General features: G+C 57.7%; 24 protein-coding genes. 14 read left to right on the top strand and 10 right to left on the bottom strand.

Features of this window, described 5'->3' with window-relative positions; all coding sequences use genetic code 11:
- Positions 1 to 191: 191 nt before the first annotated feature.
- Both RLO149_RS24330 and RLO149_RS02170 read right to left on the bottom strand, forming a co-directional pair.
- On the bottom strand, positions 192 to 1,838 hold the full coding sequence (locus RLO149_RS24330) for a calcium-binding protein (RefSeq protein WP_013960409.1): 1,647 nt from the start codon (positions 1,836 to 1,838) through the stop codon (positions 192 to 194).
- A 267-nt stretch (positions 1,839 to 2,105) separates the two neighbouring features.
- Positions 2,106 to 2,792 (bottom strand): GntR family transcriptional regulator, encoded by a 687-nt coding sequence (locus tag RLO149_RS02170; protein WP_013960410.1) that lies wholly within the window; start codon positions 2,790 to 2,792, stop codon positions 2,106 to 2,108.
- A 180-nt stretch (positions 2,793 to 2,972) separates the two neighbouring features.
- On the opposite strand from RLO149_RS02170, the gene RLO149_RS02175 reads away from it, so the two are divergent.
- From RLO149_RS02175 to RLO149_RS02195, 5 genes are all read left to right on the top strand, one after another.
- Positions 2,973 to 3,716 (top strand): SDR family NAD(P)-dependent oxidoreductase, encoded by a 744-nt coding sequence (locus RLO149_RS02175; RefSeq protein WP_013960411.1) that lies wholly within the window; start codon positions 2,973 to 2,975, stop codon positions 3,714 to 3,716.
- A gap of 20 nt (positions 3,717 to 3,736) precedes the next feature.
- A complete protein-coding gene (locus RLO149_RS02180) occupies positions 3,737 to 4,048 on the top strand; it encodes a cupin domain-containing protein (RefSeq protein WP_013960412.1) in 312 nt (103 codons plus the stop codon).
- A gap of 303 nt (positions 4,049 to 4,351) precedes the next feature.
- Positions 4,352 to 5,332 (top strand): TRAP transporter substrate-binding protein, encoded by a 981-nt coding sequence (locus tag RLO149_RS02185; RefSeq protein ID WP_013960413.1) that lies wholly within the window; start codon positions 4,352 to 4,354, stop codon positions 5,330 to 5,332.
- 76 nt (positions 5,333 to 5,408) lie between these two features.
- Positions 5,409 to 5,936, top strand: coding sequence for a TRAP transporter small permease (locus RLO149_RS02190; protein WP_013960414.1), 528 nt, complete (start codon positions 5,409 to 5,411; stop codon positions 5,934 to 5,936).
- A 9-nt stretch (positions 5,937 to 5,945) separates the two neighbouring features.
- The gene (locus tag RLO149_RS02195) at positions 5,946 to 7,229 is read left to right on the top strand and encodes a TRAP transporter large permease (protein ID WP_013960415.1); all 1,284 of its coding nucleotides are present in this window, start codon (positions 5,946 to 5,948) and stop codon (positions 7,227 to 7,229) included.
- A gap of 43 nt (positions 7,230 to 7,272) precedes the next feature.
- Here the strand turns inward: RLO149_RS02195 and glyA are convergent, their stop codons facing one another.
- Positions 7,273 to 8,568: a serine hydroxymethyltransferase gene (glyA, locus tag RLO149_RS02200; RefSeq protein WP_013960416.1), complete on the bottom strand. Its 1,296-nt coding sequence runs from the start codon at positions 8,566 to 8,568 to the stop codon at positions 7,273 to 7,275.
- A 224-nt stretch (positions 8,569 to 8,792) separates the two neighbouring features.
- Here glyA and RLO149_RS02205 point away from each other — a divergent pair, with 224 nt between their 5' ends.
- From RLO149_RS02205 to RLO149_RS02215, 3 genes are all read left to right on the top strand, one after another.
- On the top strand, positions 8,793 to 9,554 hold the full coding sequence (locus RLO149_RS02205; protein WP_013960417.1) for an NAD kinase: 762 nt from the start codon (positions 8,793 to 8,795) through the stop codon (positions 9,552 to 9,554).
- A complete protein-coding gene (locus RLO149_RS02210) occupies positions 9,554 to 10,771 on the top strand; it encodes a Coenzyme F420 hydrogenase/dehydrogenase, beta subunit C-terminal domain (protein WP_013960418.1) in 1,218 nt (405 codons plus the stop codon). The genes RLO149_RS02205 and RLO149_RS02210 overlap by 1 nt, the downstream gene beginning before the upstream one ends.
- 107 nt (positions 10,772 to 10,878) lie before the next feature.
- On the top strand, positions 10,879 to 11,088 hold the full coding sequence (locus tag RLO149_RS02215; protein ID WP_013960419.1) for a CsbD family protein: 210 nt from the start codon (positions 10,879 to 10,881) through the stop codon (positions 11,086 to 11,088).
- Between the two features lie 72 nt (positions 11,089 to 11,160).
- Here RLO149_RS02215 and RLO149_RS02220 read toward each other — a convergent pair whose 3' ends face one another.
- The 4 genes from RLO149_RS02220 to RLO149_RS02235 form a co-directional block, all read right to left on the bottom strand.
- A complete protein-coding gene (locus tag RLO149_RS02220; protein ID WP_013960420.1) occupies positions 11,161 to 13,053 on the bottom strand; it encodes a propionyl-CoA synthetase in 1,893 nt (630 codons plus the stop codon).
- Positions 13,054 to 13,150: 97 nt separating this feature from the next.
- The gene (locus RLO149_RS02225; RefSeq protein WP_013960421.1) at positions 13,151 to 13,408 is read right to left on the bottom strand and encodes a hypothetical protein; all 258 of its coding nucleotides are present in this window, start codon (positions 13,406 to 13,408) and stop codon (positions 13,151 to 13,153) included.
- Between the two features lie 75 nt (positions 13,409 to 13,483).
- Positions 13,484 to 13,753: a hypothetical protein gene (locus RLO149_RS02230; protein ID WP_013960422.1), complete on the bottom strand. Its 270-nt coding sequence runs from the start codon at positions 13,751 to 13,753 to the stop codon at positions 13,484 to 13,486.
- 91 nt (positions 13,754 to 13,844) lie between these two features.
- Positions 13,845 to 16,118: an NADP-dependent malic enzyme gene (locus RLO149_RS02235; protein ID WP_013960423.1), complete on the bottom strand. Its 2,274-nt coding sequence runs from the start codon at positions 16,116 to 16,118 to the stop codon at positions 13,845 to 13,847.
- A gap of 128 nt (positions 16,119 to 16,246) precedes the next feature.
- Here RLO149_RS02235 and RLO149_RS02240 point away from each other — a divergent pair, with 128 nt between their 5' ends.
- The 6 genes from RLO149_RS02240 to upp all read left to right on the top strand — a co-directional run bounded on the left by RLO149_RS02240 (position 16,247) and on the right by upp (position 21,708).
- Positions 16,247 to 16,960, top strand: coding sequence for a hypothetical protein (locus tag RLO149_RS02240; protein ID WP_013960424.1), 714 nt, complete (start codon positions 16,247 to 16,249; stop codon positions 16,958 to 16,960).
- Positions 16,957 to 18,048 (top strand): cupin domain-containing protein, encoded by a 1,092-nt coding sequence (locus RLO149_RS02245; RefSeq protein ID WP_013960425.1) that lies wholly within the window; start codon positions 16,957 to 16,959, stop codon positions 18,046 to 18,048. The genes RLO149_RS02240 and RLO149_RS02245 overlap by 4 nt, the downstream gene beginning before the upstream one ends.
- A 78-nt stretch (positions 18,049 to 18,126) precedes the next feature.
- The gene (locus tag RLO149_RS02250; protein ID WP_013960426.1) at positions 18,127 to 18,516 is read left to right on the top strand and encodes a cytidine deaminase; all 390 of its coding nucleotides are present in this window, start codon (positions 18,127 to 18,129) and stop codon (positions 18,514 to 18,516) included.
- A gap of 1 nt (position 18,517) precedes the next feature.
- Entirely contained in the window at positions 18,518 to 19,828 is a 1,311-nt protein-coding gene (locus tag RLO149_RS02255; RefSeq protein ID WP_013960427.1) for a thymidine phosphorylase, read from the top strand.
- Complete coding sequence (locus RLO149_RS02260) at positions 19,828 to 21,018, top strand: phosphopentomutase (protein ID WP_013960428.1); 1,191 nt, start codon at positions 19,828 to 19,830, stop codon at positions 21,016 to 21,018. Before RLO149_RS02255 ends, RLO149_RS02260 begins: the two co-directional genes overlap by 1 nt.
- 57 nt (positions 21,019 to 21,075) lie before the next feature.
- The gene (gene upp, locus RLO149_RS02265; RefSeq protein WP_013960429.1) at positions 21,076 to 21,708 is read left to right on the top strand and encodes a uracil phosphoribosyltransferase; all 633 of its coding nucleotides are present in this window, start codon (positions 21,076 to 21,078) and stop codon (positions 21,706 to 21,708) included.
- Positions 21,709 to 21,717: 9 nt separating this feature from the next.
- Here upp and RLO149_RS02270 read toward each other — a convergent pair whose 3' ends face one another.
- The 3 genes from RLO149_RS02270 to RLO149_RS22820 form a co-directional block, all read right to left on the bottom strand.
- Positions 21,718 to 22,731 (bottom strand): hypothetical protein, encoded by a 1,014-nt coding sequence (locus RLO149_RS02270; protein WP_013960430.1) that lies wholly within the window; start codon positions 22,729 to 22,731, stop codon positions 21,718 to 21,720.
- A gap of 105 nt (positions 22,732 to 22,836) precedes the next feature.
- On the bottom strand, positions 22,837 to 24,459 hold the full coding sequence (locus RLO149_RS02275) for an AMP-binding protein (RefSeq protein WP_013960431.1): 1,623 nt from the start codon (positions 24,457 to 24,459) through the stop codon (positions 22,837 to 22,839).
- Positions 24,460 to 24,638: 179 nt separating this feature from the next.
- Positions 24,639 to 25,082, bottom strand: coding sequence for a cupin domain-containing protein (locus RLO149_RS22820; protein ID WP_013960432.1), 444 nt, complete (start codon positions 25,080 to 25,082; stop codon positions 24,639 to 24,641).
- Positions 25,083 to 25,128: the final 46 nt, after the last annotated feature.

A 25,128-nucleotide genomic window follows, 5' to 3' on the forward strand; every position in this document is an offset into this window, starting at 1 on the left:
GACAACAGAGTGGGTAAAGCCATGCGCTGTGCGTTTTTCCGCCCATTTTGCTTGTCAGCAACCGTGCAGGGCGAGAGGAATACCAAGGTATGAGGCAGGTTTTGCGTCAGATTCAAACCCTGGCGGGCGAAATTACGTAACCCCGCCAGCCGAAAGCTGACGGGGCCACTCGCCTCAGATGTACTCGTTACTTATGCAATCATAAAATCGTCGGCGTTAAAGTCGGAAACCACAGTGTCTTCGAATGTGATCACCTTGTTGTTGAAGGCCAGTTCCACGTCGTCCCCGGTCTGCGTCAGGTTCGACAGCAGGCTGTCGGTTGTGACCTCCGGATCGTTGGTGAGGAACAGGAGGCTGTCTTCGTTGAAGTTAAAATCGAGAATGATGTCGACGCCCGCGTCCTCTTCGAAGAACACGAAAGTATCTGCGCCCGCACCGCCTGACATCACATCGTTTCCGGCACCACCGCGGATCACATTGTCCTGATCGTTGCCGGTGATCGTGTCGTTGAAATCCGTGCCGGTGACGTTCTCGAAGTTGATCGCGGTGGATGTGTTCGCCCCGTCGGTGATGGTGCCTGCCGCGAGATCAACAGTGACCGCCGATGCTGCGTCGCTGAGGTCGAGAAGGTCCACGCCATCGCCGCCATCCAGTTCAAGTTCGATCCGCTTGAGGATGTTGTCCTTGATCACGGCCGTGTCGTCGCCGCCGCCAAAGTTTGTTTCCAACACTTCGATGTTACGCACGTCCAGTTGGAACAGGCCAGCCTCTGACTGATCATTCACCTCGGTACGTGCAAATTGCAGCCCGATGTCCGCGACGGAAAACTCAGCCACGTCCTTGTTTTGCAGATCGTCATTCACAAGGTCCGTGTCAAAGTTGACCTGCAAGCGGTCATATCCGTTGCCGCCGTGCATCAGATCCGACCCGTCGCCATTGTTCCAGATCAGCAGATCATCGCCGTCCCCGCCAAAGACCTTGTCGTCGCCCTTGTTGCCGATCAGCGTGTCATCGCCGCCCCGACCGCCGAGTTGGTCATCCCCGCCAAGACCCGAAATGACGTTGTCCTGCGCATCGCCCCTGAGCAGATCCTTATACTCGGTGCCAATGACGTTCTCGAAGTTTTCGGCTTTGGAATGCGCCAGTTTGCCAGCGGCAAGGTCCACCTTGATGCCCGCATCAACCTGTGACAGATCCAGCGTGTCGACGCCGTCCCCGCCATCAAGGTTCAGAGCGATCTGTTCAAGCACATCGCCTTTGATCACTGCAGTATCATCACCGCCGCCGAAATTCGTCTCCAGCACTTCGGTTTCGCGGATGTCGAGTTGGAACAGGCCGCGTTCGGACTGATCATTGACTTCGGTGCGGGCGAACTGGACGCCTGTGTCGGTTGTCTCAAATTCTGCGACGTCCTTGTTTTGCAGGTCATTATCCACAAGGTCGGTGTTGAAATTCACCTGTACCTTATCATACCCGCTGCCACCATTCATCAGGTCAGAACCGTCGCCGTTGTTCCAGACCAGCTTGTCGTTGCCTGATCCGCCAAACATCTTGTCGTCGCCTCTGTTGCCGACGATCACGTCATTGCCGTTGTTGCCATAAAGGGCATCTTCGCCCTCGCCACCTTCGACGATGTCATGGCCGCCACCCGCGAAAATCGTGTCATCGCCCAGACCACCGGACATTTTATCATTGCCGAACAGACCAAACATCAGATCGTCGCCACCGTTCCCGGCAATCGTATCATTGCCAAAGGAGCCGATAATCAGATCGCTCTTGTCAGATCCTTTAATGTCGAGGCCGTTGGAAAAAAGATTGAAAAGGTTAAAAAGGGACATTGGATTCTCCATGCTAATATCATCATCGTTTTCAATTTCACCGCCGCCTGTCCGAAGCCTGCCCAAGGTGTTGTGGCCTTGTGTCAGTGCCCCGCAACTGGCGAGATACCCATTGGTCGCGCCGATGACGCGTTGGGTTCAAAAAAAGAAACAAAAAATGAAAAAGCCTGAATCGTGCCCGCCTGAGGCCGTGTCGTCATGCGTCCTCTGATGTCTTTGATGGTATGAAAAACGGTGTGGCAGGCGCCGCTTGATCAGGCTTTGGATTTACTCGCGTTCAAAGTAATTCGCGTTTGTAATCGAAATCTGCTCGATCGTCGCGTCCAGTCGGGAGAGGTGACGCATGCCGTTCTCGACCGCGCTCTGCGCATCATGTTTTCTGACCGCTTCTGCGATACGCCGGTGATCGGCCACAAGATCAGGCATCCGATCCCCTTTGGAGAGGCTCAGAATGCACAGGCGGTCGACGTTTGATTTCTCCGTGCGGATGACGTCGAAAGCAAAATCCACCTTGGCGATATGACACAGGATCTGATGGAATTTGTAATCCAGTTCTCCAAAGGTCTCGAGGTCATTCTGTTCTATCGCCTGTTCCTGTGCCGCAAGTGCCGCGTCGAGTTCCGCCGCGCCGGTTGCGTCGCAATATTGCGACGCGCGCTGCAAGACTTCCTGTTCCACGGCGGCGCGCACGAAACGCGACTTGGCAATCTCGCGCAGCGAAAATCGTTTCACTTCGGTGGCGCGTTGTGGGCGGATCAGCAAAAGATCAAGCGTGGCCAGCCGACTGAACGCGTCCCGCACGGGCTGTCTGGACACACCGAACCGGGCGGCGATATCGGCTTCGGAAATCTTGTCGCCCGGACGCAGGCGCAACGACAGGATTTCGTCGTGAAGGTGGTCAAATATGTCGTCAACGCTGGTGCGCCGCTCGCCAAGTTGTGTGGCCTGAGCCATTGCATCACCTCCATGGTCTTTGTGTGCTTCAGGACGTCTTGCCTGAAGTGAGCTTGCGACAGAACCGTGCGGGCCAGGCGTCTGGTTCCGTTATGATCCTCAGGTGCGCCGTAAACTCGCACTGGTATACCAGTTAAATGACTAGTATACCAGTGCGAGAAGCAGCGGAAAGGGCAGGCCATGAAACTAGCAGGGCAAACGGCAATCATTACAGGTGGGGGGCGTGACATCGGTCAGGCCGCAGCGATCAAGCTGGCGGCGGAAGGTGCTAATGTGGCGATCAACTACTTTTCCAGCAGTACCGGTGCAGATGCGGCTGTGGCGCAGATCAAAGCACAGGGCGGACAGGCCTTTGCCCTGAAGGGTGATTTGACCAAACCCGAAGACGTCGAAGCGCTGGTGTCAAAAACCGTCGCTGACTTTGGCGGTATAGATATTCTGGTCAATAACGCGGGCGGCCTGATCGCGCGCAAAACCATCGCCGAGATGCCGCTGGATCATTGGAACGCCGTTATGGATCTGAACCTGACCAGTACGTTCATGATGACGAAGGCCTGTCTTGCGCATATGAAATCCGGGGCAATCGTGAACCTCGCCAGTCAGGCAGGGCGGGACGGCGGCGGTGCCGGTGCTGTGGCTTATGCCACGTCAAAGGGTGCGGTGATGACCATGACGCGCGGGCTCGCAAAAGAGCTTGGGCCGGACATCCGCGTGAACGCCCTGTGCCCCGGTATGATTGATACGGATTTCCACAATGTGCACACCCCTGATGCGGGGCGGCGCGGTTTTGAGGCCACGGCGCCTGTCAAAAGGCAGGGCACGACCGAGGACACCGCCAATCTGATCCTGTTTCTCGCCTGCTCGGATTCCGCATTCATTACCGGTGCGAATATCGACATCAACGGCGGTATGGTGTTTTCCTGATTGTACTGAAAGGGCGTGATATGTCTGATTACCCAATTGTATCCACCGGCGAAAATGTGACACGTCAGGTGCTGTCGGATCATCCTGACCTGATGGTGGTGGCCTTTCGCTTTGATAAGGAAGGGGCCACGGGCGCACTGCACCATCACCCGCATGTTCAGTCGACCTATGTCGAAAGCGGGCGTTTCCGCTTCACCCTCGGCGACACAACGCGCGACGTCGGACCGGGTGACAGCTTCGTTGTGCCCGCCAATCAGGAACATGGGTGTGTATGTCTGGAACCGGGCATGCTCGTCGACGGTTTCACGCCCAGACGAGACGATTTTCTGTAACGCCTGATCGCTTTCGTTCCGTCACGCCCGGTAAATTATATACCCATTGGCACCGCACCAAAGCCTGTTGACCCGCAGCCTGTTTCGCTTGCAGCGTGCCGTGTCCCGTTGGTCATGACTGTTCTGTCAGATGCATGTCGTGCGCACAGAGCGTATTAGAGTTGACAATTCTGGTATACTAGTCTTCCTTTACGCATCGATACACGACACCTTGTCAGGGAGGGGGCCGTGCGCTGCCAATGATCTGGCAGCTCACAAGGCGTACCGGCGGGTGTCACTGAGATAAAACCAAGGGAGGACATCATGTTCAATGCACTAACCAAATCATTTGCGGGCGCTGTGGCGCTCGCTGTCGTGGCAAGCGTCGCAAGCGCGGACAACTGGCGCGGCTGGAATATCCACGTCGACGGTTATCCAAACACCGTAGCCATGGACAAATTTGCAGAGCTGCTTGCTGTGAAAACAGACGGCGAATACACGTTGCAGATGTTCCACGGCGGCACATTGGGCAGCCAGCCCGACGCCGTCGAGCAGGTGCGCGCAGGCGCGCTGGAAATCGGCAACTTCAACCTGGGCCCCATCGGGCCGATTGTCCCGGCGGCGAATGTTGTCTCACTGCCCTTTATTTTCAAAGACGTCCCGCACATGTTCCGTGTGCTCAACGGCGAAGCCGGTGCGACAATTGCAGCGGGTATGGCCGAAAAAGGTCTTCAGCCGCTGGCATGGTATGATGCGGGCGCGCGGTCCTTTTACAACGGTGATAAACCGATCAACACGCCAGCCGATGTCGAAGGCATGAAGGTACGCGTGATGAACAACGAACTGTTCACAGGCATGATCGCCGAGCTTGGCGGCAACCCATCCCCGATGGCATTTGCTGAGGTATATCAAGCGCTGAAAACCGGTGTTGTGGATGGAGCCGAAAACAACTGGCCGTCTTACGAATCCACGGGGCACTTTGAAGTTGCAGGGTATTATTCACTGTCACAACACCTGATCATCCCCGAATGCATCTGCATGAACATCGGTACGTTCAACAGCCTGTCGCCAGAGATGAAAACCGCCGTCCTCGAAGCGGCGCAGGAATCCGCGCTTTATCAGCGTGACCTCTGGAACAAGCGCGAAGCGGCCAGCCGTGCCGCGGTAGAAGCTGCCGGTGTGGTTGTGAACGAAATTGCTGACAAGGCACCGTTCCAGGCTGCAATGACGCCGGTCTATGAAGCCTACTTTGAAACCAACCCGGATCTGCGCGCGCTCGTCGAGCTCATTCAGGCCACAGAATAATCTGTGTGTTGATCCAAGGTGAAATGGTCTGGCTCCCAATATCGGGGGCCAGACACCTCCACGGCGGAGAATGCGGATGAGCGACGCGCGGCCCCTTCCTTTTTTCGTAAAACGCATGGCGGCGGTGCTTGATACGCTGGCGTTTGTTTGCCGCATTCTGACCGGAGTGGCATTGGTTTTCCTGACGGTCATATTCGGCTGGTTGGTTTTTGGACGCTACGTGTTGAACGCCACACCCACATGGGTGGAACAGATGGCGCTGCTGCTCGTGATGCTGATCGCTTTTCTGGGCGCAGCCGTCGGTGTGCATGAAAACACCCATCTGTCCGTCTCGCTGTTGCGCAGCGCTGTTCCGCCACGGGTGCGCAGCTTTTTTGTTGTGCTGTCGGATGTGCTCATGGCCGGTTTTGGCGGGCTCATGCTGTGGTACGGCGCACAGCTCACGATTTTCAAATGGGGGTCGCTGATCCCTCTGATCCAACTGCCCGAAGGGTTGCGATCGCTCCCGCTGACCATCGGCGGCGGGCTGATACTCATTTTCTCGGTTGGTCATCTTATCCGCCTGTTTTTGGGCGTGGATGACCGCAGTGACAGTATAGAATAGGGATTTACCGTGGGCATTTTGGTTCTTTTGGGGGCATTCGCGCTCTGTGTCGTGATCGGCACGCCTGTTGCTTTCGCGCTCGGTATCTCTGCCATTGTTGCCTTCTGGTACGAAGGCTTGCCCCTGATGATCGGTTTCCAAAGGATCGTGAGCGGGATCAATGTCTTTGCGCTGATGGCGATCCCATTTTTCATCTTCGCGGGCGAATTGATGTTCCATGGCGGCATTGCCATGCGTCTGGTCAAATTCGCATCTGCTGCCGTTGGTGCCGTGCGCGGCGGGCTGGGCATCGTCAATGTTTTCTCGTCGATGCTGTTTGGCGGCATTTCTGGTTCGGCGATTGCTGATATTTCCGCGCTTGGATCCATTCTGGTCCCGGTGATGAAAGAAAAAGGCTATGATGCGGATTATGCCGTTAACGTCACGGTGACGTCTTCCATCGCTGGCATCATCATTCCGCCCAGTCACAACATGATCATCTTTGCCATTGCGGCAGGGGGCGGCATTTCAATCTCAAAACTCTTTCTGGCCGGTGTCGTACCCGGTATTCTGATGTGCTTTTGCCTCGCATTGGCGGCCTATCTGGTGGCGGTGAAACGTGGCTATCAGGCCGAACAGTTTCCCGGCTGGACAGCACTTGTGATGGCATTCTTTGGGGCGATACCGGGTCTGTTGACGGCTGTGATCATCGTCGGCGGCGTCTTGTCCGGTGTTTTCACTGTGACCGAGTCGGGGGCATTTGGGGCTCTTTACGCGTTTTTCGTCACCTTGTTGGTCTATCGTTCGATCACGTGGCTCAAATTCCGCACGGCGGTGACGCAGGCGGTCAAGACAACGGCCATGGTCATGATCCTGATCGCTTGCGCCGGGGCCTTTGCCTATATGCTGACGTTTTATCAGGTGCCGCTGAAGACGGTGGACCTTTTGACCGGCATGACGGAAAATCCGATCCTGATATTGCTGATGATCAACCTCATCCTGCTGGTGCTGGGCATGATCATGGACATGGCAGCCCTCATCCTGATCTGCACGCCGATCTTCCTGCCGGTCGCCCACAGTCTGGGGATTGACCCGCTTCAATTCGGGATGATCCTGCTGGTCAATCTGGGGCTTGGCTTGTGCACGCCGCCCGTCGGATCGTGCCTTTTCGTCGGCTGCGCTGTTGGGAAACTGCCGATGGAGAAGGCGGTTCGCACCATCTGGCCATTTTACATCGCGATTCTCATCGCGCTGTTGCTGATTACCTTTGTGCCTGCCATCTCGCTGACGCTGCCCAACTGGGTTGCGGGCTGAAATCGTTCGGCCCCGCACGTGATCGTGCAGGGCCGTCTGGTGCTTAGAGGTTTGGATACATTGGGAAGCGGGCGCACATCTCTGCGACCTCGGCTTTGACCTTGGCCTCCACCGCACCGTTGTTTTCCTCGCCATTGGCGGCAAGGCCGTCGACAACTTCGATGATCCAATCCGCGATCTGGCGAAACTCCGGCTCACCGAAACCGCGCGTCGTCCCGGCCGGGCTGCCCAGACGGATGCCGGAAGTCACCATCGGTTTTTCCGGATCAAACGGCACGCCGTTTTTGTTGCAGGTGATATGTGCGCGCCCCAGCGCCTTTTCGGTCGCGTTGCCCTTCACGCCTTTGGGGCGCAGATCGACCAGCACCACATGCGTGTCCGTACCATGCGTGATCGTGTCCAACCCGCCCTTGATCAGCTGATCCGACAGCGCCTGCGCGTTGCTTATGACCTGCTTTGTGTAGGACTTGAAATCTGGCCGCAACGCTTCGCCAAAGGCAACGGCCTTGGCGGCGATCACATGCATCAGCGGACCGCCCTGAATGCCGGGGAAGATGGCGGAATTGAACTTTTTCGCCAGTGCCTCGTCGTTTGTCAGGATCATGCCGCCGCGCGGGCCGCGCAGGGTCTTATGCGTCGTCGTGGTGGCCACATGCGCATGCGGGAAGGGCGAGGGATGCTCGCCCGCGGCCACGAGACCGGCAAAATGCGCCATGTCCACATGAAGATACGCGCCCACCATATCAGCGATTTCGCGCATCCGGGCAAAGTCGATCTGGCGCGGGATAGCAGAGCCCCCGGCGATGATCAGCTTGGGCTGGTGCTCTTTGGCGAGGGCTTCGACCTGTTCATAGTCCAGCAGGTTGTCTTCGCGGCGCACGCCGTATTGGATGGCATTGAACCATTTGCCAGACTGGTTCGGTTTTGCCCCATGCGTCAGGTGACCGCCTGCATCAAGGCTCATGCCCAGAATGGTGTCGCCCGGCTGCAAAAGGGCAGTGAACACGCCCTGATTGGCCTGAGACCCGGAATTCGGCTGCACATTGGCAAAGCCGCAGTCAAAAAGTTTGCACGCCCGCTCGATGGCGAGGTTTTCAGCCACATCCACGAATTGGCAGCCACCATAATAACGCCGCCCCGGATATCCTTCGGCGTATTTGTTGGTCATGATCGACCCCTGCGCCTCAAGCACGGCGGCAGAGACGATGTTTTCGGAGGCGATCAGCTCGATCTCGTCGCGCTGACGGCCCAGTTCATCCGTGATGGAGCCAAAAAGTTCCGGGTCACTGTCAGCAAGTGACTGAGTGAAAAAGCCGGGGGCGCGGTGGGGGGCGTTCATGGAGGCATCTCCCTTGTGTGAATAGGTTGCAGTCGGTTTCGTATCGGAAACTAGGACGCGGGCAAAGCTGGTAAAGCGACGCTCGACTAGAAATATGCGTCGTGTCTAGTGATCCTGCGCGCGCCTTGCAATCATGCAGCGGATAAATTCAGTCGGCCAACGCTGGTCAACCGAACAGAGATGTGGTTGTTTTGAGGTCCAAAGACCCCGATCGGAAACCTGTCATGACCAGCAAGATCGCCTTTACTGCCAGTCGGGCGGATGTCGCGCAGACGGCCCGAGCAGCGCTTGTCACCCGCTATGGTAATGTCGATGTTCAAGAGGCGGATGTCATTGTCGCATTGGGGGGCGATGGTTTCATGCTGCAAACACTTCATGCGACGCAGGATCACCCGGCACCTGTCTACGGGATGAACCGGGGGACCATTGGTTTTTTGATGAATGCCTATGCAGAAAGCGACTTGCCCGCCCGTCTCGCGGACGCCGAGGAAGAGGTTATCAACCCGCTGGCCATGATCGCGACCTGCGCGGATGGATCAACCACCAAGGCGCTGGCGATCAACGAGGTTTCCCTGCTGCGCACCGGTCCGCAGGCGGCCAAGCTGCGGGTGACGATTGATGGCCGGTTGCGCATGGCTGAACTGGTCTGTGATGGCGCCTTGTTGAGCACGCCCGCAGGGTCCACCGCCTATAATTACTCGGCACACGGGCCAATTTTGCCCATCGGGTCGGCGGTGCTGGCGCTGACTGCGATGAGCGCTTTTCGCCCAAGACGCTGGCGGGGGGCCCTCTTGCCGCAGGATGCAACGGTGCGCTTTGATGTGCTGGAGCATGACAAACGCCCGGTTATGGCCGAAGCCGACGCACAGTCCGTTATGGACGTGACCTCGGTCGAAATCCGCTCTGAGCCATCGGTGGCGCATCGCATTCTGTTTGATCCGGGCCATGGCCTTGAGGAACGTCTCATCAATGAGCAATTCACCTGATGTTGACGCCTGATTTTCGCGACCCTGCCCCGCGTGGGCTGTGCACGGACTGTGGGGTATCGCGTTTCAAGGACCCGCGCGCCTGTGGCAAGGCATGTCAGTTCATTGCGCCGGATTACCCCGCATTGGAAAAGGCTGTGCATGGGCGTACACGTGGTGCAGGCGATGAGACCTTTTTCGGCCCGTTCAAGGCCATGCACCGCGCGCGTATGGTGGCCCCTGCGGAGGGTGCGCAGTGGACGGGTATCACGACCGCGCTGGCCGCAGACTTACTGACGCGGGGTCGTGTGGATGCGGTGCTGACGATGGTGCCGGATGATGCCGACAGCTGGCGGCCGAAGCCTGCGTTGATTACTGAGGCCAGTGATATGGCACGCGCGCGCGGCATGCGTATGGGATATGCGCCGCTGCTGGCCTTGCTGGAAGAGGCGCAGGCACAGGGGTTCAAACGGCTCGCTGTGATCGGGATTCCCTGCCAGATTTATGCCCTGCGCGCGCTTGAGGCCGATCTGGGGCTGGAGCGTCTTTACGTCATTGGTACGCCCTGTTCTGACAATACAACGACCGAGAATTTCCACACATTTCTGAAGTTGCTGGATGAAGCCCCTGAAACGATCACCTATCTGGAATTTCGCGCAGATTTTAAGGTTGAGTTGCGTTTTACGGATGGGCGCCAACGGCTCATCCCCTTTTTGTCGCTGCCGATTTCTGACTTGCCGCGCGATTTCTTTCCGCTGACCTGTCGCACCTGCGTTGATTACACCAACAGTCTGGCGGACATCACCGTCGGCTATATGGGCGGTGAGGGGGATCAATGGCTATTGGTACGCAATGCGCGCGGGGCTGAAATGCTGGAAGGGCTGGGCGCGCGCATACACCTGCAAGCGCCGGGATCAGCGGGTAAACGAGCCAACGCCGTCAAAGGTTTTATCGCCAATACGGCGCGGGCGGCGGGCGGGTTGCCCTTGCGCCGCATGCCTGACTGGCTGCGACCGATCGTCAGTTGGCTGCAACCCCGTATCGGGCCGCGCGGTCTTGAGTTCGCGCGCACGCGGGTCGAGATGAAAGCCGCCGAGACGATCCTGCACCTGCGCCGCGAAGAACCGGCAAAGATGAAAAATATGGTGCCGGATCACGTCTGGAAGGTGGCAGAACCCTACGATCTGAAGCCTCAGGACGGCGAGCGTGCCACGCAAGCCGACGTTCCAGAAAAATAGCCCTTTGTATGGAACCCATGGCCTGATGGCGCGTTGATCATGTGAACGACGCGTAGAGAGCACGCGTTTCACTCAACTGAGACTGTTTCAGATGAAGGAGAGACACCATGAATTGGGACGTAATCAAAGGCAACTGGTCACAAATGACAGGCGAGATCAAATCGCAATGGGGCGATTTAACGGATGACGAAATCCAGAAAGCCGCCGGTGAACGGGAACGCTTTGTGGGCCTTATCCAGGAGCGCTACGGTTTGGCGAAATCCGATGCGGAAGTGCAAGTCGACAAGTTCCTCGCCAATCTAAAAGACGCCGCCTGATCACTGGCGCATATCTCACTAGCAGCAGTCCCATAGGGGGCTGCTTTTTTTCGTCCAAACCAGCGGAAGCTATCAGCCCTTGGCGTATCCGATCGTTTGCAGCGCATCCTTGATTTCATCCAGAATGGCCGGGTCATCTATGGTCGCGGGCAGTTTAAACTCCTGACTATCCGCGATTTTGACGACGGTTGCGCGCAGGATCTTGCCAGAGCGGGTCTTGGGCAGGCGATCCACAACCAGTGCATTTTTGAACGCCGCTACGGGGCCAATTTTGTCCCGGATCAACTTGACGCATTCGGTGGTGATTTCGCCATGGGGTCGGTTGACGCCTTTGGTCAGGCAGACAAGACCAAGGGGGGATTGCCCTTTCAATTGATCACTCACACCGACGACCGCGCATTCCGCCACATCAGGGTGGCTGGCGAGCACCTCTTCCATGGCACCCGTGGACAAGCGGTGGCCTGCGACGTTAATCACATCATCGGTGCGCGCCATGATATAAAGATATCCGTCGTCATCAATCATGCCTGCATCACCGGTTTCGTAATATCCGGGAAAGGCGTTGAGGTAGCTTTTCTTGTAGCGATCCGCAGCGTTCCACAGGGTTGGCAATGTGCCGGGTGGCAGCGGCAGTTTGATCGCGATGGCACCCAATTCGCCGGGCTTTTGCGGATGCCCTGCTTCGTCAAGGATTTGCACGTCATACCCCGGCATCGCGACCGTGGGGGAGCCGATCTTGACCGGCAGCGCCTCAAGACCCGCCGGGTTGCCCGCGATGGTCCAACCCGTTTCGGTCTGCCACCAATGATCATAGACAGGCACGTTCAGAATATCCTGCGCCCATTCAATGGTATCGGGGTCAGCACGCTCGCCCGCCAGATAGAGGGACCGCAGGCAAGACAGATCATATTTTTCCCGCTCCAGCCCCTTGGGGTCTTCGCGTTTTACCGCGCGGATCGCTGTCGGGGCGGTGAAAAAGCTGCGCACGTTATGTTCAGAGATCACACGCCAAAAGGTGCCTGCGTCCGGCGTGCCCACGGGTTTCCCTTCAAACACGACGGTCGTATTCCCGTGGACCAAGGGCCCATAGCAGATATAGCTGTGGCCAACGACCCAACCCACATCCGAGGCGGCCCAAAAGACGTCCCCGGGGTCTACGTCATAGATATTTTTCATCGTCCAGTTCAGCGCGACCAGATGACCGCCGGTCGGTCTGACCACACCTTTTGGCGCGCCCGTCGTGCCAGACGTATAGAGGATGTAGGCCGGGTGGTTGCCCTCGACCGGGACACAGTCGGCGGGCGGTACACCGTTTTGGGCGTCGTACCAGTCAAGATCGCGACCGGGGGTCAACTCGGCCATTTCCTGTTCCCGTTGCAGGATCAGGCAAAAGTCAGGTTTATGGTCGGCCATTTCGATGGCGCCATCCAGCAGCGGTTTGTAATGGACCACGCGCCCCGGCTCCAACCCGCAAGAAGCGGCCAGTATTGCTTTGGGCTGACAATCATCAATGCGCACGGCCAGTTCGTTCGCAGCAAACCCGCCAAAGACGACAGAATGCACCGCACCGATGCGCGCGCAGGCCAGCATCGCCTCCAGCGCTTCGGGGATCATCGGCATGTAGATGATGACGCGGTCGCCCTTGCCAACACCTTGGGCAACCATCGCACCGGCCAAGGAGGCCACCTTGGTTTGCAGATCGGCATAGCTGAGCGTGGATTTCGTGCCGGTGATGGGGCTGTCGTATATAATCGCCGCCTGCGCACCGCGCCCGGCAGCCACGTGGCGGTCAACTGCGTTGTAACAGCCGTTGACCAGCCCGTCCGCGTACCATTCGTAAATATGCTCTTCGCGATCAAACAGCGCCCTGGACGGTTTGCGCTCCCAGTCGATGGCGTCGGCTGCCTGCATCCAAAAGGCTTCGGGGTCTTCCAGACTGGCCCGGTAAATGTCTTGATATCTCATGTCTGGCACCCCTGCGCTTAGCAATCGCTTATGGTTACGCCCACGTTAAAGCGAGGGCAAGCCTTTGCGAAACATGTATCCGTTTTGCTATTGAGGATCAGCGACGGCCGTTGTTGTTCAGTGCGTTTTTTACTGCGGCGCGACAATCGCCCGGACTTTCTGGCAGGCAGGTTTGCGGCACATTTCGAACAATGACACTGGTGTGCGTATAGGTCCCGTTGCGGCCATCCATGACACGACTGCGCAGTTCATAGGTCTGCCCGTCCACCACAATGCTCCCGTATTTTTCCTCTATAACCTCGGCGCAGCCTGCCAGAACCACAGCAGCAACCAACACCCACTTCCATGCTTGCATGATACATCTCTCCTTGTAATGCTGGTCGCTGTGACGCGGCACACGTACCGTTTTATTTATCGCCAAAAGCCGCTATCAACCGTTAAAACCGCGGTCATCATAACCATTTATGAGGTGTTGTGCAGCTTTTTCACAGTCACCAGGACTGTCAATACGGCAAACCAGAGTCGCCCCTTTGAACACGGCGCTCGAATGCTCAAACGGGCCATTGCGCCCTTGTAGGGTGCGCGTACGGATTTCATATTCCTCGCCCTGGTAGACACCGGTGGTTATGCGTTCTTCGATCACCGTCGTACATGCAGCCAGCGCCACGCCGACTGCTGTTATAAGAGTTTTCGTTCTCACACATCTTCCTTTCGTCGCTGGGTAACACTTGGGACATACGTTACACTTGGAAAGGCTGAATTGTTTGTGGTTACGGGAAATTGATCACGGGTCATCCATATTGAGCGACCGGCGTTCCTGCGATTGCGGAGACATTCAGCAACCCGCGTGCCGTAATCGAAGGCGACACGATATGCGCCCTGTTGCCCATACCCATCAAGATGGGCCCAACCTCAAGCCCGCCGCCTTTCATTTTCAGGATGTTGCGCACCCCGGAGGCCGCGTCCGCATGCGCAAAGACCAAAACGTTCGCGGCCCCTTCCATGCGATTGCCGGGTAGGATGCGCGCGCGCAGCTCTGCATCAAGGGCTGTGTCAATGTTCATCTCGCCCTCATAACAGAAATCATGATTACCACGATCTAGCAGCTCGATTGCGCCGCGCAGACGCCCGCCCGTTCCGTCGCCTTTGTTGCCGAATTGCGACTGCGAGCAGAACGCGATCTTGGGCTCAACCCCGAAACGGCGCACATGACGCGCGGCCCCGATTGCGATCTCTGCGATTTCCTCTGGTGTGGGATGCAGATGCACCTGCGTATCCGCGATGAACAGAGGCCCATCTTCGAGGATCATCATTGAAAGCGCCCCGACCGGATGAAGGTTTTTACCGCCCAGAATTTGCGTGATGTAATTGAGGTGCCAGCTGAACTCCCCAAAGGTGCCACAGATCAGGCTGTCGGCCTCTTCGCGGTGCACCATCACGGCCCCGATTGCCGTGGTATTTGTGCGCATAATCGCCCGCGCAAGATCTGGCGTTACACCGCTGCGCGCGCGCAACTCGTGATAGCTTTCCCAATAGTCGCGGTAGCGCGGATCATTCTCGGGGTTCACCAAATCGACGTCACTGCCAAGTTTGATGTTCAGCCCCGCCTTTTCTATGCGCATTTCGATGACCTCGGGGCGGCCAATCAGGATGGGACGCTCGTTGGTTTCCTCCAGCATGGCCTGACTGGCGCGCAGGACCCTTTCGTCTTCGCCTTCTGCAAAAACGATGCGGCGCGGGGACTGCCGCGCCGCCTGAAACACAGGACGCATCAGCAAGGCTGATTTGAACACCGACCCGTTCAGTTTCTCCCGATATGCGCCAAGATCGTCAATCGGACGCGCGGCAACGCCGGTGTCCATCGCCGCTTTGGCAACTGCCGAAGACACGACCGCGACAAGACGTGGATCAAAGGGTTTCGGGATCAGATATTCTCCCCCGAATGTCATCTCTTCGCCCTTATAGGCCGCCGCCGCCTCAGCTGAGGTGCTTGCACGGGCAAGTTCTGCAATCCCGTCGATGCATGCCAGCTGCATTTCATCATTGATGGTGGTCGCCCCGACATCCAAGGCACCCCGGAAGATAAAGGGAAAGCACAAGACATTGTTGACCTGATTGGGGAAATCGGACCGACCCGTTGCGATGATTGCATCAGGGGCCACGGCACGCACCGCATCCGGCAGGATTTCCGGCGTCGGGTTTGCGAGCGCGAAGATGATGGGCTTTTTCGCCATGCGCTGGACCATCTCCGGTTTCAGCACACCCGGCCCCGAAAGCCCCAGAAAGAGGTCAGCATCGTGAATAACATCATCAAGCGTGCGCAAATCGGTACGCTGTGCGAATTCCGATTTGATCGGGTTCATGTCCACGTCGCGGCCCTCATAAACGAGACCATGAATATCGCAGAGCCAGATGTTCTCGCGTTTGACGCCAAGTTTTAGCAACATGTTCAGGCAAGCGATCCCCGCAGCACCGCCACCGGTTGAGACGATCTTGATGTCTTCAAAGCGCTTTCCCGCCACAAAAAGAGCATTCTTTGCAGCCGCCCCGACAACGATCGCTGTGCCGTGCTGATCGTCGTGAAATACGGGGATGTTCATGCGCTCGCGGCAAATCCGTTCAACGGTAAAACAATCCGGCGCCTTGATGTCTTCGAGGTTGATCGCGCCGAATGTCGGTTCCAGCGCGCATACGATGTCCGCCAGCTTTTCAGGGTCGGACTGGTCTACCTCAATGTCAAAACAATCGATGCTGGCAAATTTCTTGAACAGAACCGCTTTTCCTTCCATCACCGGTTTGGAGGCCAATGCGCCAATATTACCCAGGCCCAGCACGGCGGTGCCATTGGTAACAACAGCCACGAGGTTGGCTCGGGAGGTATAGCGGGCGGCTGCGGCGGGATCATTTTTTATTTCAATGCAGGCTTCTGCCACACCGGGAGAATAGGCACGCGCTAGATCACGACCATTGGCCAGCGGCTTGGTTGCGCGTATTTCCAGTTTTCCGGGTTTGGGGTATTCGTGGTAATCCAGTGCTGCCTGGCGCAGGTTTGGTGTGTCTGACATATGAAGTCCCCTCCCGTGGGCGTGGTAGTTTAATGCTAAACTATCTGCAAAATGACTGCCGACGGTTCATTACTGGACCCAAGGGCAGGAGTACAGCAGATGTTTACAACTGACCTGTAGCCAGCTTAATGATCATCGCAGCAAAATCGACCCCAAAAGCGATGCGGTACCGGATGATAGATCAGCAAAGCCCGACAGCGACATCAGAAAAGTGGCCGGGACTGGCCAGCGCAGCTGTGCTCAGTTTTGGCCTGATTGCGGTCTTCGTGATCGTCGATCTTTTGTTCTTTGCTCAGGGCCAGTCGTTCAAGCGCGAGGGCGGCGGTCTGGAGACGGCCTCGGCTGTGCTTTACATCCTTGCCGTCGTGGTTTTCTTTATCAAGACGCCGATGTCTGAATGGCTGCGTCTGTTTCACGTGCCCGCGTTGATGGCGCTTTTTGCCTGCAGGGAATTGGACTTTGACAAAGCTTTCACCGATGCAGGTATTCTGTCTCTGCGCCTTTACAGTGGTGATACTGCGCTTGGCACAAAGCTGATCGCGGGTGCGGTCGCGCTGTTTTCAATCTATGTCATTCTGCGCACGGCGTGGCGCGGCGGTCCAGCGGTCTTGCGTGCTTTGCGCGACGGCGCGCTTTGGCCTTGGTTTGCAATACTGGCCGGCGTTTTGGTTGTCGGCACGAAAACCGTTGATGGTCTGGGGCGCAAGCTGCTGGATTTCGGGATTGTGATTTCGGCAGATTTGGATGCGACAGCCTCGTTGGTGGAAGAGATTGGCGAGACCTTCATCCCCGTCTGCGCCATTCTGGCTATTGCGGCCCGGTGGAGAGGTCGCAAAACGTGAGTGACATACAGGCAGAGGTGCGCCTGCCGACGCAAGAGCTGCGTCAAGACATCCCATTTTTCACTAAGGTGCTGAAGATGCGGATGGATATGATCTATCCAGCTGATGATCCCTCAGTGGCGGTGTTTTCCGGCCACGGATTGCGCGTCCGGATCGAAAAGGGCGCATCCGAACCTGCGGGGACGTTGCGCATCCTGACGGATGATCCGGGTGGTTTCGCCGATGGACAGACCGTGCTCACAGCCCCTAACGGCACAAGGGTCGAGATTGCTGCGCTGAACGAACCTCTGATCCTGCCGGAAACGGTACATCGTTTCGTGGTGCGCAGGCTTGCCGATCAGGCCCCGTGGATCATCGGTCGTGCTGGCATGCAGTATCGTGATCTGATCCCGGACCGCCTCGGTGGGTCAATCATCGCCAGTCATATCCGCATCCCGGACGGCGGTCCGGTGCCGGATATGGTGCATTATCACACGGTCGGGTTTCAGCTGATCTTTTGTTATCGGGGGTGGGTTGATCTGGTCTACGAGGATCAGGGCGAACCCTTCCGTCTGCATGCGGGCAACTGCGTGATCCAGCCGCCGCAAATCCGCCATAGGGTGCTTTATGCTTCCGATAATATCGAGGTGATCGAAATTGGCGTACCGGCGGAACATGTCACGACGATAGATCATGACATGACGCTGCCCAACGGCCCGGCCAACCCGGACCGTGTGTTTGACGGGCAGCGCTTTGTGCACCACCGCGCAGAGCAGGCAACATGGGCGCCCTTTCGGATTCCGGGGTTTCAAAGCCGGGACACCACTATTGCCGAACACACGAATGATGTGGCTGGTGTGCATGTCGTGCGTCCCGGTGAGGGCAGCACGGTCTGGACAGAGCATAACAGCGACATTCTCTTCACCTTTGTGATGGAGGGGCAGGTGACATTGGAAGGGGAAGGGCGCGATGCGTCTTTCCTGACGGCGGGGGATGCCTTTGTGATTCCGCCGCGGATGGCATATCGCCTGAGCGATCCGTCGTCTGATCTGGAGCTTTTGGAAGTCTCATTGCCCGGTGTGTTTGACACGAAAGTCGTGGCGCGCTGAAATATCCCCGCCGCCTCTTGCAATATGAGGCGCGGGCAGACACGCTATGATTGAGTGGTATGAATTGATGAGGCGCGAATGTCCCTGAAAGATGCAGCAACAGCCGTGCGGGAAAATGCCCATGTTCCCTATTCCAATTTCAAGGTCGGGGCGGCTGTGCGCGGCGCATCCGGCGCGGTTTACGTGGGCTGCAACGTGGAAAACGTGGCCTACCCGGAAGGCACCTGCGCCGAAGCGGGTGCAATCGCGGCCATGGTGGCAGCGGGGGAAAAAGTGATCATAGAGGCTTATGTGATCGCCGGATCGCCCATGCCGGTCAGCCCCTGTGGTGGCTGTCGGCAAAAACTTGCGGAATTTGCCGGGGCCGATGTGCCTGTGACCATGGCCACGACAACCGGTATTGAACAGAAAACGACCGTGGGTGCGCTCTTGCCCGGGGTGTTCAACACCGATCATATGAGCGTGTAGCATGGCAGACGCACGTTCTGTCCTTGCGCGCCTGCGTCATGGTTCGGCCCTCACCACGACAGATATGAAATGGGTTGCGCAAGCGCTTGCGGATCACGGGATGAGTGATGCGCAGGCCGGTGCCTTTGCCATGGGCGTTTGTGCGCGTGGTTTGCGTGATCCTGAGCGGGTCGCGCTGACGCTGGCGATGCGTGACAGTGGCAAGGTGTTGCGGTGGGATCTGCCGGGGCCGATACTCGACAAACACTCAACGGGTGGCGTGGGCGATTGCATCTCCTTGGTGCTTGCGCCCGCTCTGGCGGCCTGCGGGGCCTATGTGCCGATGATTTCGGGTCGCGGCCTTGGCCATACCGGCGGAACACTAGATAAGCTGGAGGCGATACCGGGTCTTGTCACGCAACTGGACGAGGACCGGTTTCGCGCCGTCGTTTCAGAAGCAGGCTGCGCGATCGTGGGGGCCAACGCTGATATCGCCCCGGCGGATCGCAGGCTTTATGCGGTGCGGGATGTGACCTCGACGGTTGATAGTCTTGATCTGATCACCGCATCCATCCTGTCCAAGAAACTCGCCGCAGGCCTTGAGGGGCTGGTGCTTGATGTCAAGATCGGCAGTGGCGCATTCATGAAGGATAAAAAGGCGGCACAGGCACTGGCGCACGCATTGGTCACAACGGCGAATGCTGCGGAGTGCAAAACCACTGCGCTGATCAGCGACATGAGCCAACCGCTCGCGCCGAGCCTTGGCAATGCGCTTGAGGTGGCCGAAGTCATGCGCGTTCTGACAGGTGCTGCTGATGGGCCGCTGGTTGAACTATCGGTCGCGCTGGGCGGGGTGCTGTTGGCCAATGCGGGGTCCGCCAATGACGTACAGGCCGGGGCCGATGCCATCCGTGCCGCGATCAAAGAGGGGCGCGCCGCGACCCAGTTCGGGCGGATGGTTGCCGCCATGGGAGGGCCGGTGCATTTCGTGGAGAACTGGCAACGTTTCCTACCCGAAGCGACCGTGATCCGCGAGGTTTCCGCCCTGCAATCGGGCCATATCGCTGCGATTGACGGCGAAGCCCTGGGGCTGGCCGTTGTCAGCCTTGGCGGTGGTCGGCGCGTTGAGACGGACAAGATCGACCCCCGCGTCGGTCTGACACAGGTGGTGCGGCTTGGGGCCAAGGTTCGCAAGGGTCAGCCTTTGGCGGTTGTGCATGCCAGCCGACCCGACGATGCGGATCGCGCGGTTGCTGCAGTGCGCGCTGCGATCTCCCTCTCGGAGAGTGACACAATCGCTGTGCCTGACCTGATACATGAAAGGGTTGGATGATGGCGCGCGCCTTTCTGGTCGTCATGGATTCCGTCGGTATCGGGGGTGCACCCGATGTGGCGGCGTATTTCAACGGTGATATACCTGATACCGGCGCGAATACCGTCGGCCATATCGCGCAGCAATGCGCGCGGGGATTAGCGTCAGTTGAACGTGAGGGGCCGTTGAAAGTACCGCATCTGGACGGGCTGGGCTTGGGCCGGGCGGTTCAACTGGCCAGCGGTGCTGTTGCTCCGGGGCTGGGGCGAGAACCCAAAGGGGTTTGGGGGGCGGCAACCGAAACATCCACCGGCAAGGATACGCCATCAGGGCATTGGGAACTGGCGGGCCTGCCTGTCCCCTGGACGTGGCACCATTTCACGCAAACCACGAAATCTTTTCCTCCGGAGCTGATCCAGCGGGTGTGTGATCTTGCCAAAGTGGATGGTATCTTGGGCAACTGCCACGCCTCCGGCACCGAGATTGTGGCCGAGTTCGGCGAAGAACACATGCGCACGGGCAAGCCCATTTGCTATACCTCTGCGGACTCGGTTTTTCAGATCGCGGCGCATGAAGACAGTTTTGGACTGCAACGCCTGATGGATCTGTGTGCGGATCTCGCGCCGTTCCTGCACCGCATGAAAGTGGGGCGTGTGATCGCGCGACCCTTTAGGGGGACGGAAAGTGCGGGCTTTAAACGCACAGGAAACCGCCGCGACTTTGCGATTGCGCCGCCGGGCCCTGTGCTGACCAACTGGGTGCAGGATGCGGGTCGTCGTGTCTATGCGGTGGGCAAGATCGGCGATATCTTTTCGATGCAAGGCATTGATCAGGTCTTTAAAGGCAGTGACGCGGAGTTGATGGTCCACCTGCAATCCCTTCTCGACACAGCCGAAGAAGGCAGCCTGACATTTGCCAATTTCGTTGAATTCGACAGCCTTTACGGGCACCGCCGGGATGTGTCGGGCTATGCTTGCGCGCTGGAATGGTTTGATGTCTGTCTGGGGCGTATGCTGGCCCGGCTGCAGGCGGGTGATATGTTGCTTATCACAGCCGATCACGGCAATGATCCTACATGGCGCGGCACGGATCATACCCGCGAACGTGTGCCGGTGCTGATCGCTGGTAAAGGCGTAGGGCAGCTAGGCCATATCGGGTTTAGGGATGTGGCCGCTTTGGTCGCGCAGCACCTTGATGTGCCGGTGCCCTAAATGCTTTATACAAATGCTGACGCGAATTAATAATGCAAAACGCCAAAGAAAGAATCTATGTCTGATCATGTGACAATCGTTGACCACCCTTTGGTGCAGCATAAGCTGACCATCATGCGGGATAAGAAAACGCCGACCGCCGTCTTTCGCCAGTTGTTACGCGAAATCAGTCAGTTGCTGGCCTATGAGGTGACGCGGGGTCTGCCCATGACCACAAAGACGATTGAGACGCCGATGCAGGAGATGCAAGCGCCAACGCTTGCGGGCAAAAAGCTTGCGTTGATTTCGATCCTGCGGGCTGGCAATGGCCTGTTGGACGGCGTGTTGGAACTGATCCCTTCGGCCCGTGTGGGGTTTGTCGGGCTTTATCGCGACGAGGAAACACTGCAGCCCGTTCAATACTACTTTAAGGTGCCCGAAGCGCTGGAGGACCGTCTCGTGATTGCGGTTGATCCGATGCTGGCGACAGGCAATTCCTCGGTGGCGGCGATTGACCTTTTGAAACAGGCCGGGGCAACAAACATCCGGTTTTTGTGCCTGTTGGCCGCCCCCGAAGGCATCAAGCGCATGCAGGAGGCGCACCCGGATGTCCCGATTGTGACAGCGGCAGTGGATGCGCAGCTAAATGACGTCGGGTATATCGTGCCCGGTCTGGGCGATGCCGGTGACCGGATGTTTGGCACGAAATAGGGCGTTTACTTACCCGCCACAGATATTCTGCAATCTCAACCAATCCGCATCGCTCAGCAGTGGAGGGGCGGTGCGGCCTGCCATCGGGTCAGCCTCGATCAAGCTCAGCACGCTTTCCCCCGTGATATCCCGGGCATAGGCATAGGGTGTGCTGCGCAGGTTTCGCTCGGAAAAGGCCTGCAACAGGGGCGCGTCGGGCGGAAAGCTGCGCGGTTGTGTGAGGAGATATTCGGCGTAGCTGTCTAAAGTATCCCCATCAAGGCTGCCCGTCGTTAAAAGCTGGAAGCTCACGGCGGTGCCCATCGTTTCGAGCAAGGCGCGCAGTGGGTCCGATCCGGCCATCAGGGTCTTTTCAGCAAGAACAAAGCCCGCGGCGACATCAGGTTCTTCGTAATCCTCGACCAAGGCACGGTCGATCAGGATGCGCCCGCCGGGCAGGTGCAAACTGCCGGTCACAGCGCTCGGCATGATGCTCAGCGGGCCGCTGCCCAATTTGGCGCGCAGCACTTGCGCTGTGCGCAGCCCGGCAGGTTCCGCACAGGCGGGACCGGTCATGCGTTCGATCCGTGTCAGCAGTGCGGCACCGATCTCGGCGCGTTTGACGTCGGGCACGACAGAGACCGTATGCGTGATCAAAGCGCCGGGCAGCCAGAAAACCGCAGCCGCAATGACAAGAGCAAAAGACACCGCCATGCCCAGCCAGCGCAATCGTCCCGGACGCGGGCGATTGCGTTCTACCGCACGGCGCAGCTTTTCGATGGCGTCAATCATCTGGGCTTCATCTGCGGCAAGCTCGATGGTTTCACCGGTGTCGCCTTCGGGATGAAAAATAGCCGGTCTGACACCCGGGTTTGCCCGCTGCACCGCCGCCAGTGACCAATGCGTGATCGCCTGATCGCGCAGATCTGAGATGACCAGCGTTGCATCGCCAACGGACAGCACGACCTCGCGCCGCTGATCATCAGGCGATGCGCGCCACAAAGCGGTCGCTTCCAGTCGCGCGTATTTTTTCAGGGCCGTCATGGCTGTGTTTTTCTGCTCGGGTTTGCCTTTACGCAGTCTAGCACTGCCGCGCGCAGGCGGGCAATGGCTGAGGACGCGCAGACGCTGGACGATGCATGGCGGGGCTTAGGTTTTTTCGGCCAGTTTGCGCAGTTCGAATTTCTGAATCTTGCCCGTCGACGTCTTGGGTAATTCCTGAAACACCACCTTCTTAGGCGCTTTGAAACCCGCAAGCGTTTGGCGCGAAAAAGCGATCAACCCGGCTTCATCCACCGTGGCTCCGGATTTAAGCTCCACAAAGGCACAGGGCACTTCGCCCCATTTGTCATCAGGTTTGGCAACCACAGCTGCCAGCATCACGTCGTCATGGGCCATCAAAACGCCCTCCACTTCGACGGAAGAGATATTCTCACCGCCGGAAATGATGATATCCTTGGCGCGATCCGCGATCTGGATATAGCTGTCGCCATGCTGCACGGCGATGTCACCGGAATGAAAATACCCGCCTGCAAATGCCTCTGATGTGGCTTGCGGGTTTTTGTAATACCCTTTCATAACCGAATTGCCGCGGATCATGATCTCGCCCTGCGTGCTGGCATCGGTCGGGACTGGTGTCATATCGGCATCCATCACCACGATGTCTTCCATCATCGGAAAGGGGACGCCCTGACGGGACTTGATCGCCGCTTTGGCATCCGCTTCGTGCCCGTCCCATTCGCTGCGCCACAGGCACTCGGTGACATGACCATAGGTTTCCGTCAGTCCGTAAACCTGCGTCACATTGAAACCCAAGGCTTCGATTTTGGACAAGGTTGCCGGGGCAGGGGGCGCGCCTGCGGTGAAGATTTCAACAGGGTGGTCAATCGCGCGGCGCTCCTCCATCGGGGCATTCACCAGCATATTCAGCACGATGGGCGCGCCACCGAAATGCGTCACCTTTTCGTCCGCAATGGCGTCGAAGATCGCCGGTGCGGTGATATCGCGACAACAGACCAGCGTGCCGCCAATGAGGGGCATCATCCACGCGTGGTTCCACCCGTTGCAGTGAAACAGCGGAACGATTTGCATAAACGTCGGGTGCAGAGTCATGCGCCAGCTAATCACCGTGCCCATGGTCATCAGATAGGCCCCGCGATGGTGATAGACCACGCCTTTTGGCCTGCCTGTCGTGCCGGAGGTATAGTTCAGCGCGAGGCTTTCCCATTCATCCTGTGGCATGATCCACTCGAAGTCCGTCGTGCCGCCTGTTACCAAGTCTTCGTAGGTTTGGTGCCGACCTGACGCCTCAATACCCGCCACTGCATCGGGAACCTCGATGAGGGTCGGAGGGGACGCAAGATTGGCGCAGGCGGCTTCGGCGAGGTCCAGAAACTGGGAATCCACCAGCACCATTTTCGCTTCACCATGTTCAAAGATGTAGGTGACGGTATCCACGTCCAGCCGCGTGTTGATGGTATTGAGCACTGCCCCGCAAGCGGGTACGCCAAAATGCGCTTCGACCTGTGCCGGCACATTGGGCAGGAGCGTTGCCACGACTTCGCCGGGGGCGACACCCTTGGCCGCCAGTGCCGAGGCCAGCTGCGTCGCGCGTGCGGCATGTTCGCCGTAGCTGCGTCGAACATCACCGTAGACAACCGCCGTGTGCTCAGCAAATACCACCGAGGCACGTTTCAGATGAGACAAAGGTGTAAGTGGCACATGGTTTGCGGCACATTTGTCCAACCCCGTCTCGTTTGCCATCCATCCCATATCGCGCCTCCCCAGCCATTAATGTGCATCAGCCTTGCTGTGCAGCGGTGAAGATATCGCATTTGCAATTTTTGAAAAGGGAATTGTAAGACATTTAACGCCATCAGCTGAATTAGATTACTTTTCTCTGGCTGCGCAGAGAGACGCATTCGTTTTGACGACGCCCTGATCCTGCCTGTTTAGTCGGAAACGGGGCGTGATGTTGGTCGCGCGGTGGGGTCGCCAACCTGTACCATCTGCTTTTTCATGTGTTCGCGCACATCCCAAATCCCGCTGAAACCCTTTGGTATGACAAACGTATCTCCAGCCTTGAACGAATTTTCCGTGCCGTCGTCGTTTGTGATGACGACGTGACCGCTGATCATCAGGACGTATTCGGTGAAAGGATAATCCTCGAGGTAGGTTTTGCTGATCCCGGCTTCCCAGACGCCGACGCGCGCAACGAGGTTGCCCGAATGCGTATCTTCAAAAGTGATCTTTTGACCGATGTAGACGCCGGGTTTGACGGGCAGTTCTTCGGATGGGGTTGCGCTGTCTACAATACTGATTGATGGGGCTTGTGCATGAACGCCACCTGCGGTCCATCCGATGAAAGCCAGAGCGATTATCGCGCGATTTATCATCTGCTTGTCCTCTTTTGCGATGTTGGTCACTATCAGAAGGCGCCGT

Source organism: Roseobacter litoralis Och 149, from assembly GCF_000154785.2.
Taxonomy (GTDB): domain Bacteria; phylum Pseudomonadota; class Alphaproteobacteria; order Rhodobacterales; family Rhodobacteraceae; genus Roseobacter; species Roseobacter litoralis.

Coding starts and splice junctions, on each gene's coding strand:
- RLO149_RS24330 (WP_013960409.1), bottom strand. CDS start 1,838: ATGTCCCTTTTTAACCTTTTCAATCTTTTTTCCAACGGCCTCGACATT.
- RLO149_RS02170 (WP_013960410.1), bottom strand. CDS start 2,792: ATGGCTCAGGCCACACAACTTGGCGAGCGGCGCACCAGCGTTGACGAC.
- RLO149_RS02175 (WP_013960411.1), top strand. CDS start 2,973: ATGAAACTAGCAGGGCAAACGGCAATCATTACAGGTGGGGGGCGTGAC.
- RLO149_RS02180 (WP_013960412.1), top strand. CDS start 3,737: ATGTCTGATTACCCAATTGTATCCACCGGCGAAAATGTGACACGTCAG.
- RLO149_RS02185 (WP_013960413.1), top strand. CDS start 4,352: ATGTTCAATGCACTAACCAAATCATTTGCGGGCGCTGTGGCGCTCGCT.
- RLO149_RS02190 (WP_013960414.1), top strand. CDS start 5,409: ATGAGCGACGCGCGGCCCCTTCCTTTTTTCGTAAAACGCATGGCGGCG.
- glyA (WP_013960416.1), bottom strand. CDS start 8,568: ATGAACGCCCCCCACCGCGCCCCCGGCTTTTTCACTCAGTCACTTGCT.
- RLO149_RS02205 (WP_013960417.1), top strand. CDS start 8,793: ATGACCAGCAAGATCGCCTTTACTGCCAGTCGGGCGGATGTCGCGCAG.
- RLO149_RS02210 (WP_013960418.1), top strand. CDS start 9,554: ATGTTGACGCCTGATTTTCGCGACCCTGCCCCGCGTGGGCTGTGCACG.
- RLO149_RS02215 (WP_013960419.1), top strand. CDS start 10,879: ATGAATTGGGACGTAATCAAAGGCAACTGGTCACAAATGACAGGCGAG.
- RLO149_RS02220 (WP_013960420.1), bottom strand. CDS start 13,053: ATGAGATATCAAGACATTTACCGGGCCAGTCTGGAAGACCCCGAAGCC.
- RLO149_RS02225 (WP_013960421.1), bottom strand. CDS start 13,408: ATGCAAGCATGGAAGTGGGTGTTGGTTGCTGCTGTGGTTCTGGCAGGC.
- RLO149_RS02235 (WP_013960423.1), bottom strand. CDS start 16,118: ATGTCAGACACACCAAACCTGCGCCAGGCAGCACTGGATTACCACGAA.
- RLO149_RS02240 (WP_013960424.1), top strand. CDS start 16,247: ATGATCATCGCAGCAAAATCGACCCCAAAAGCGATGCGGTACCGGATG.
- RLO149_RS02250 (WP_013960426.1), top strand. CDS start 18,127: ATGTCCCTGAAAGATGCAGCAACAGCCGTGCGGGAAAATGCCCATGTT.
- RLO149_RS02255 (WP_013960427.1), top strand. CDS start 18,518: ATGGCAGACGCACGTTCTGTCCTTGCGCGCCTGCGTCATGGTTCGGCC.
- RLO149_RS02260 (WP_013960428.1), top strand. CDS start 19,828: ATGGCGCGCGCCTTTCTGGTCGTCATGGATTCCGTCGGTATCGGGGGT.
- upp (WP_013960429.1), top strand. CDS start 21,076: ATGTCTGATCATGTGACAATCGTTGACCACCCTTTGGTGCAGCATAAG.
- RLO149_RS02270 (WP_013960430.1), bottom strand. CDS start 22,731: ATGACGGCCCTGAAAAAATACGCGCGACTGGAAGCGACCGCTTTGTGG.
- RLO149_RS02275 (WP_013960431.1), bottom strand. CDS start 24,459: ATGGGATGGATGGCAAACGAGACGGGGTTGGACAAATGTGCCGCAAAC.
- RLO149_RS22820 (WP_013960432.1), bottom strand. CDS start 25,082: ATGATAAATCGCGCGATAATCGCTCTGGCTTTCATCGGATGGACCGCA.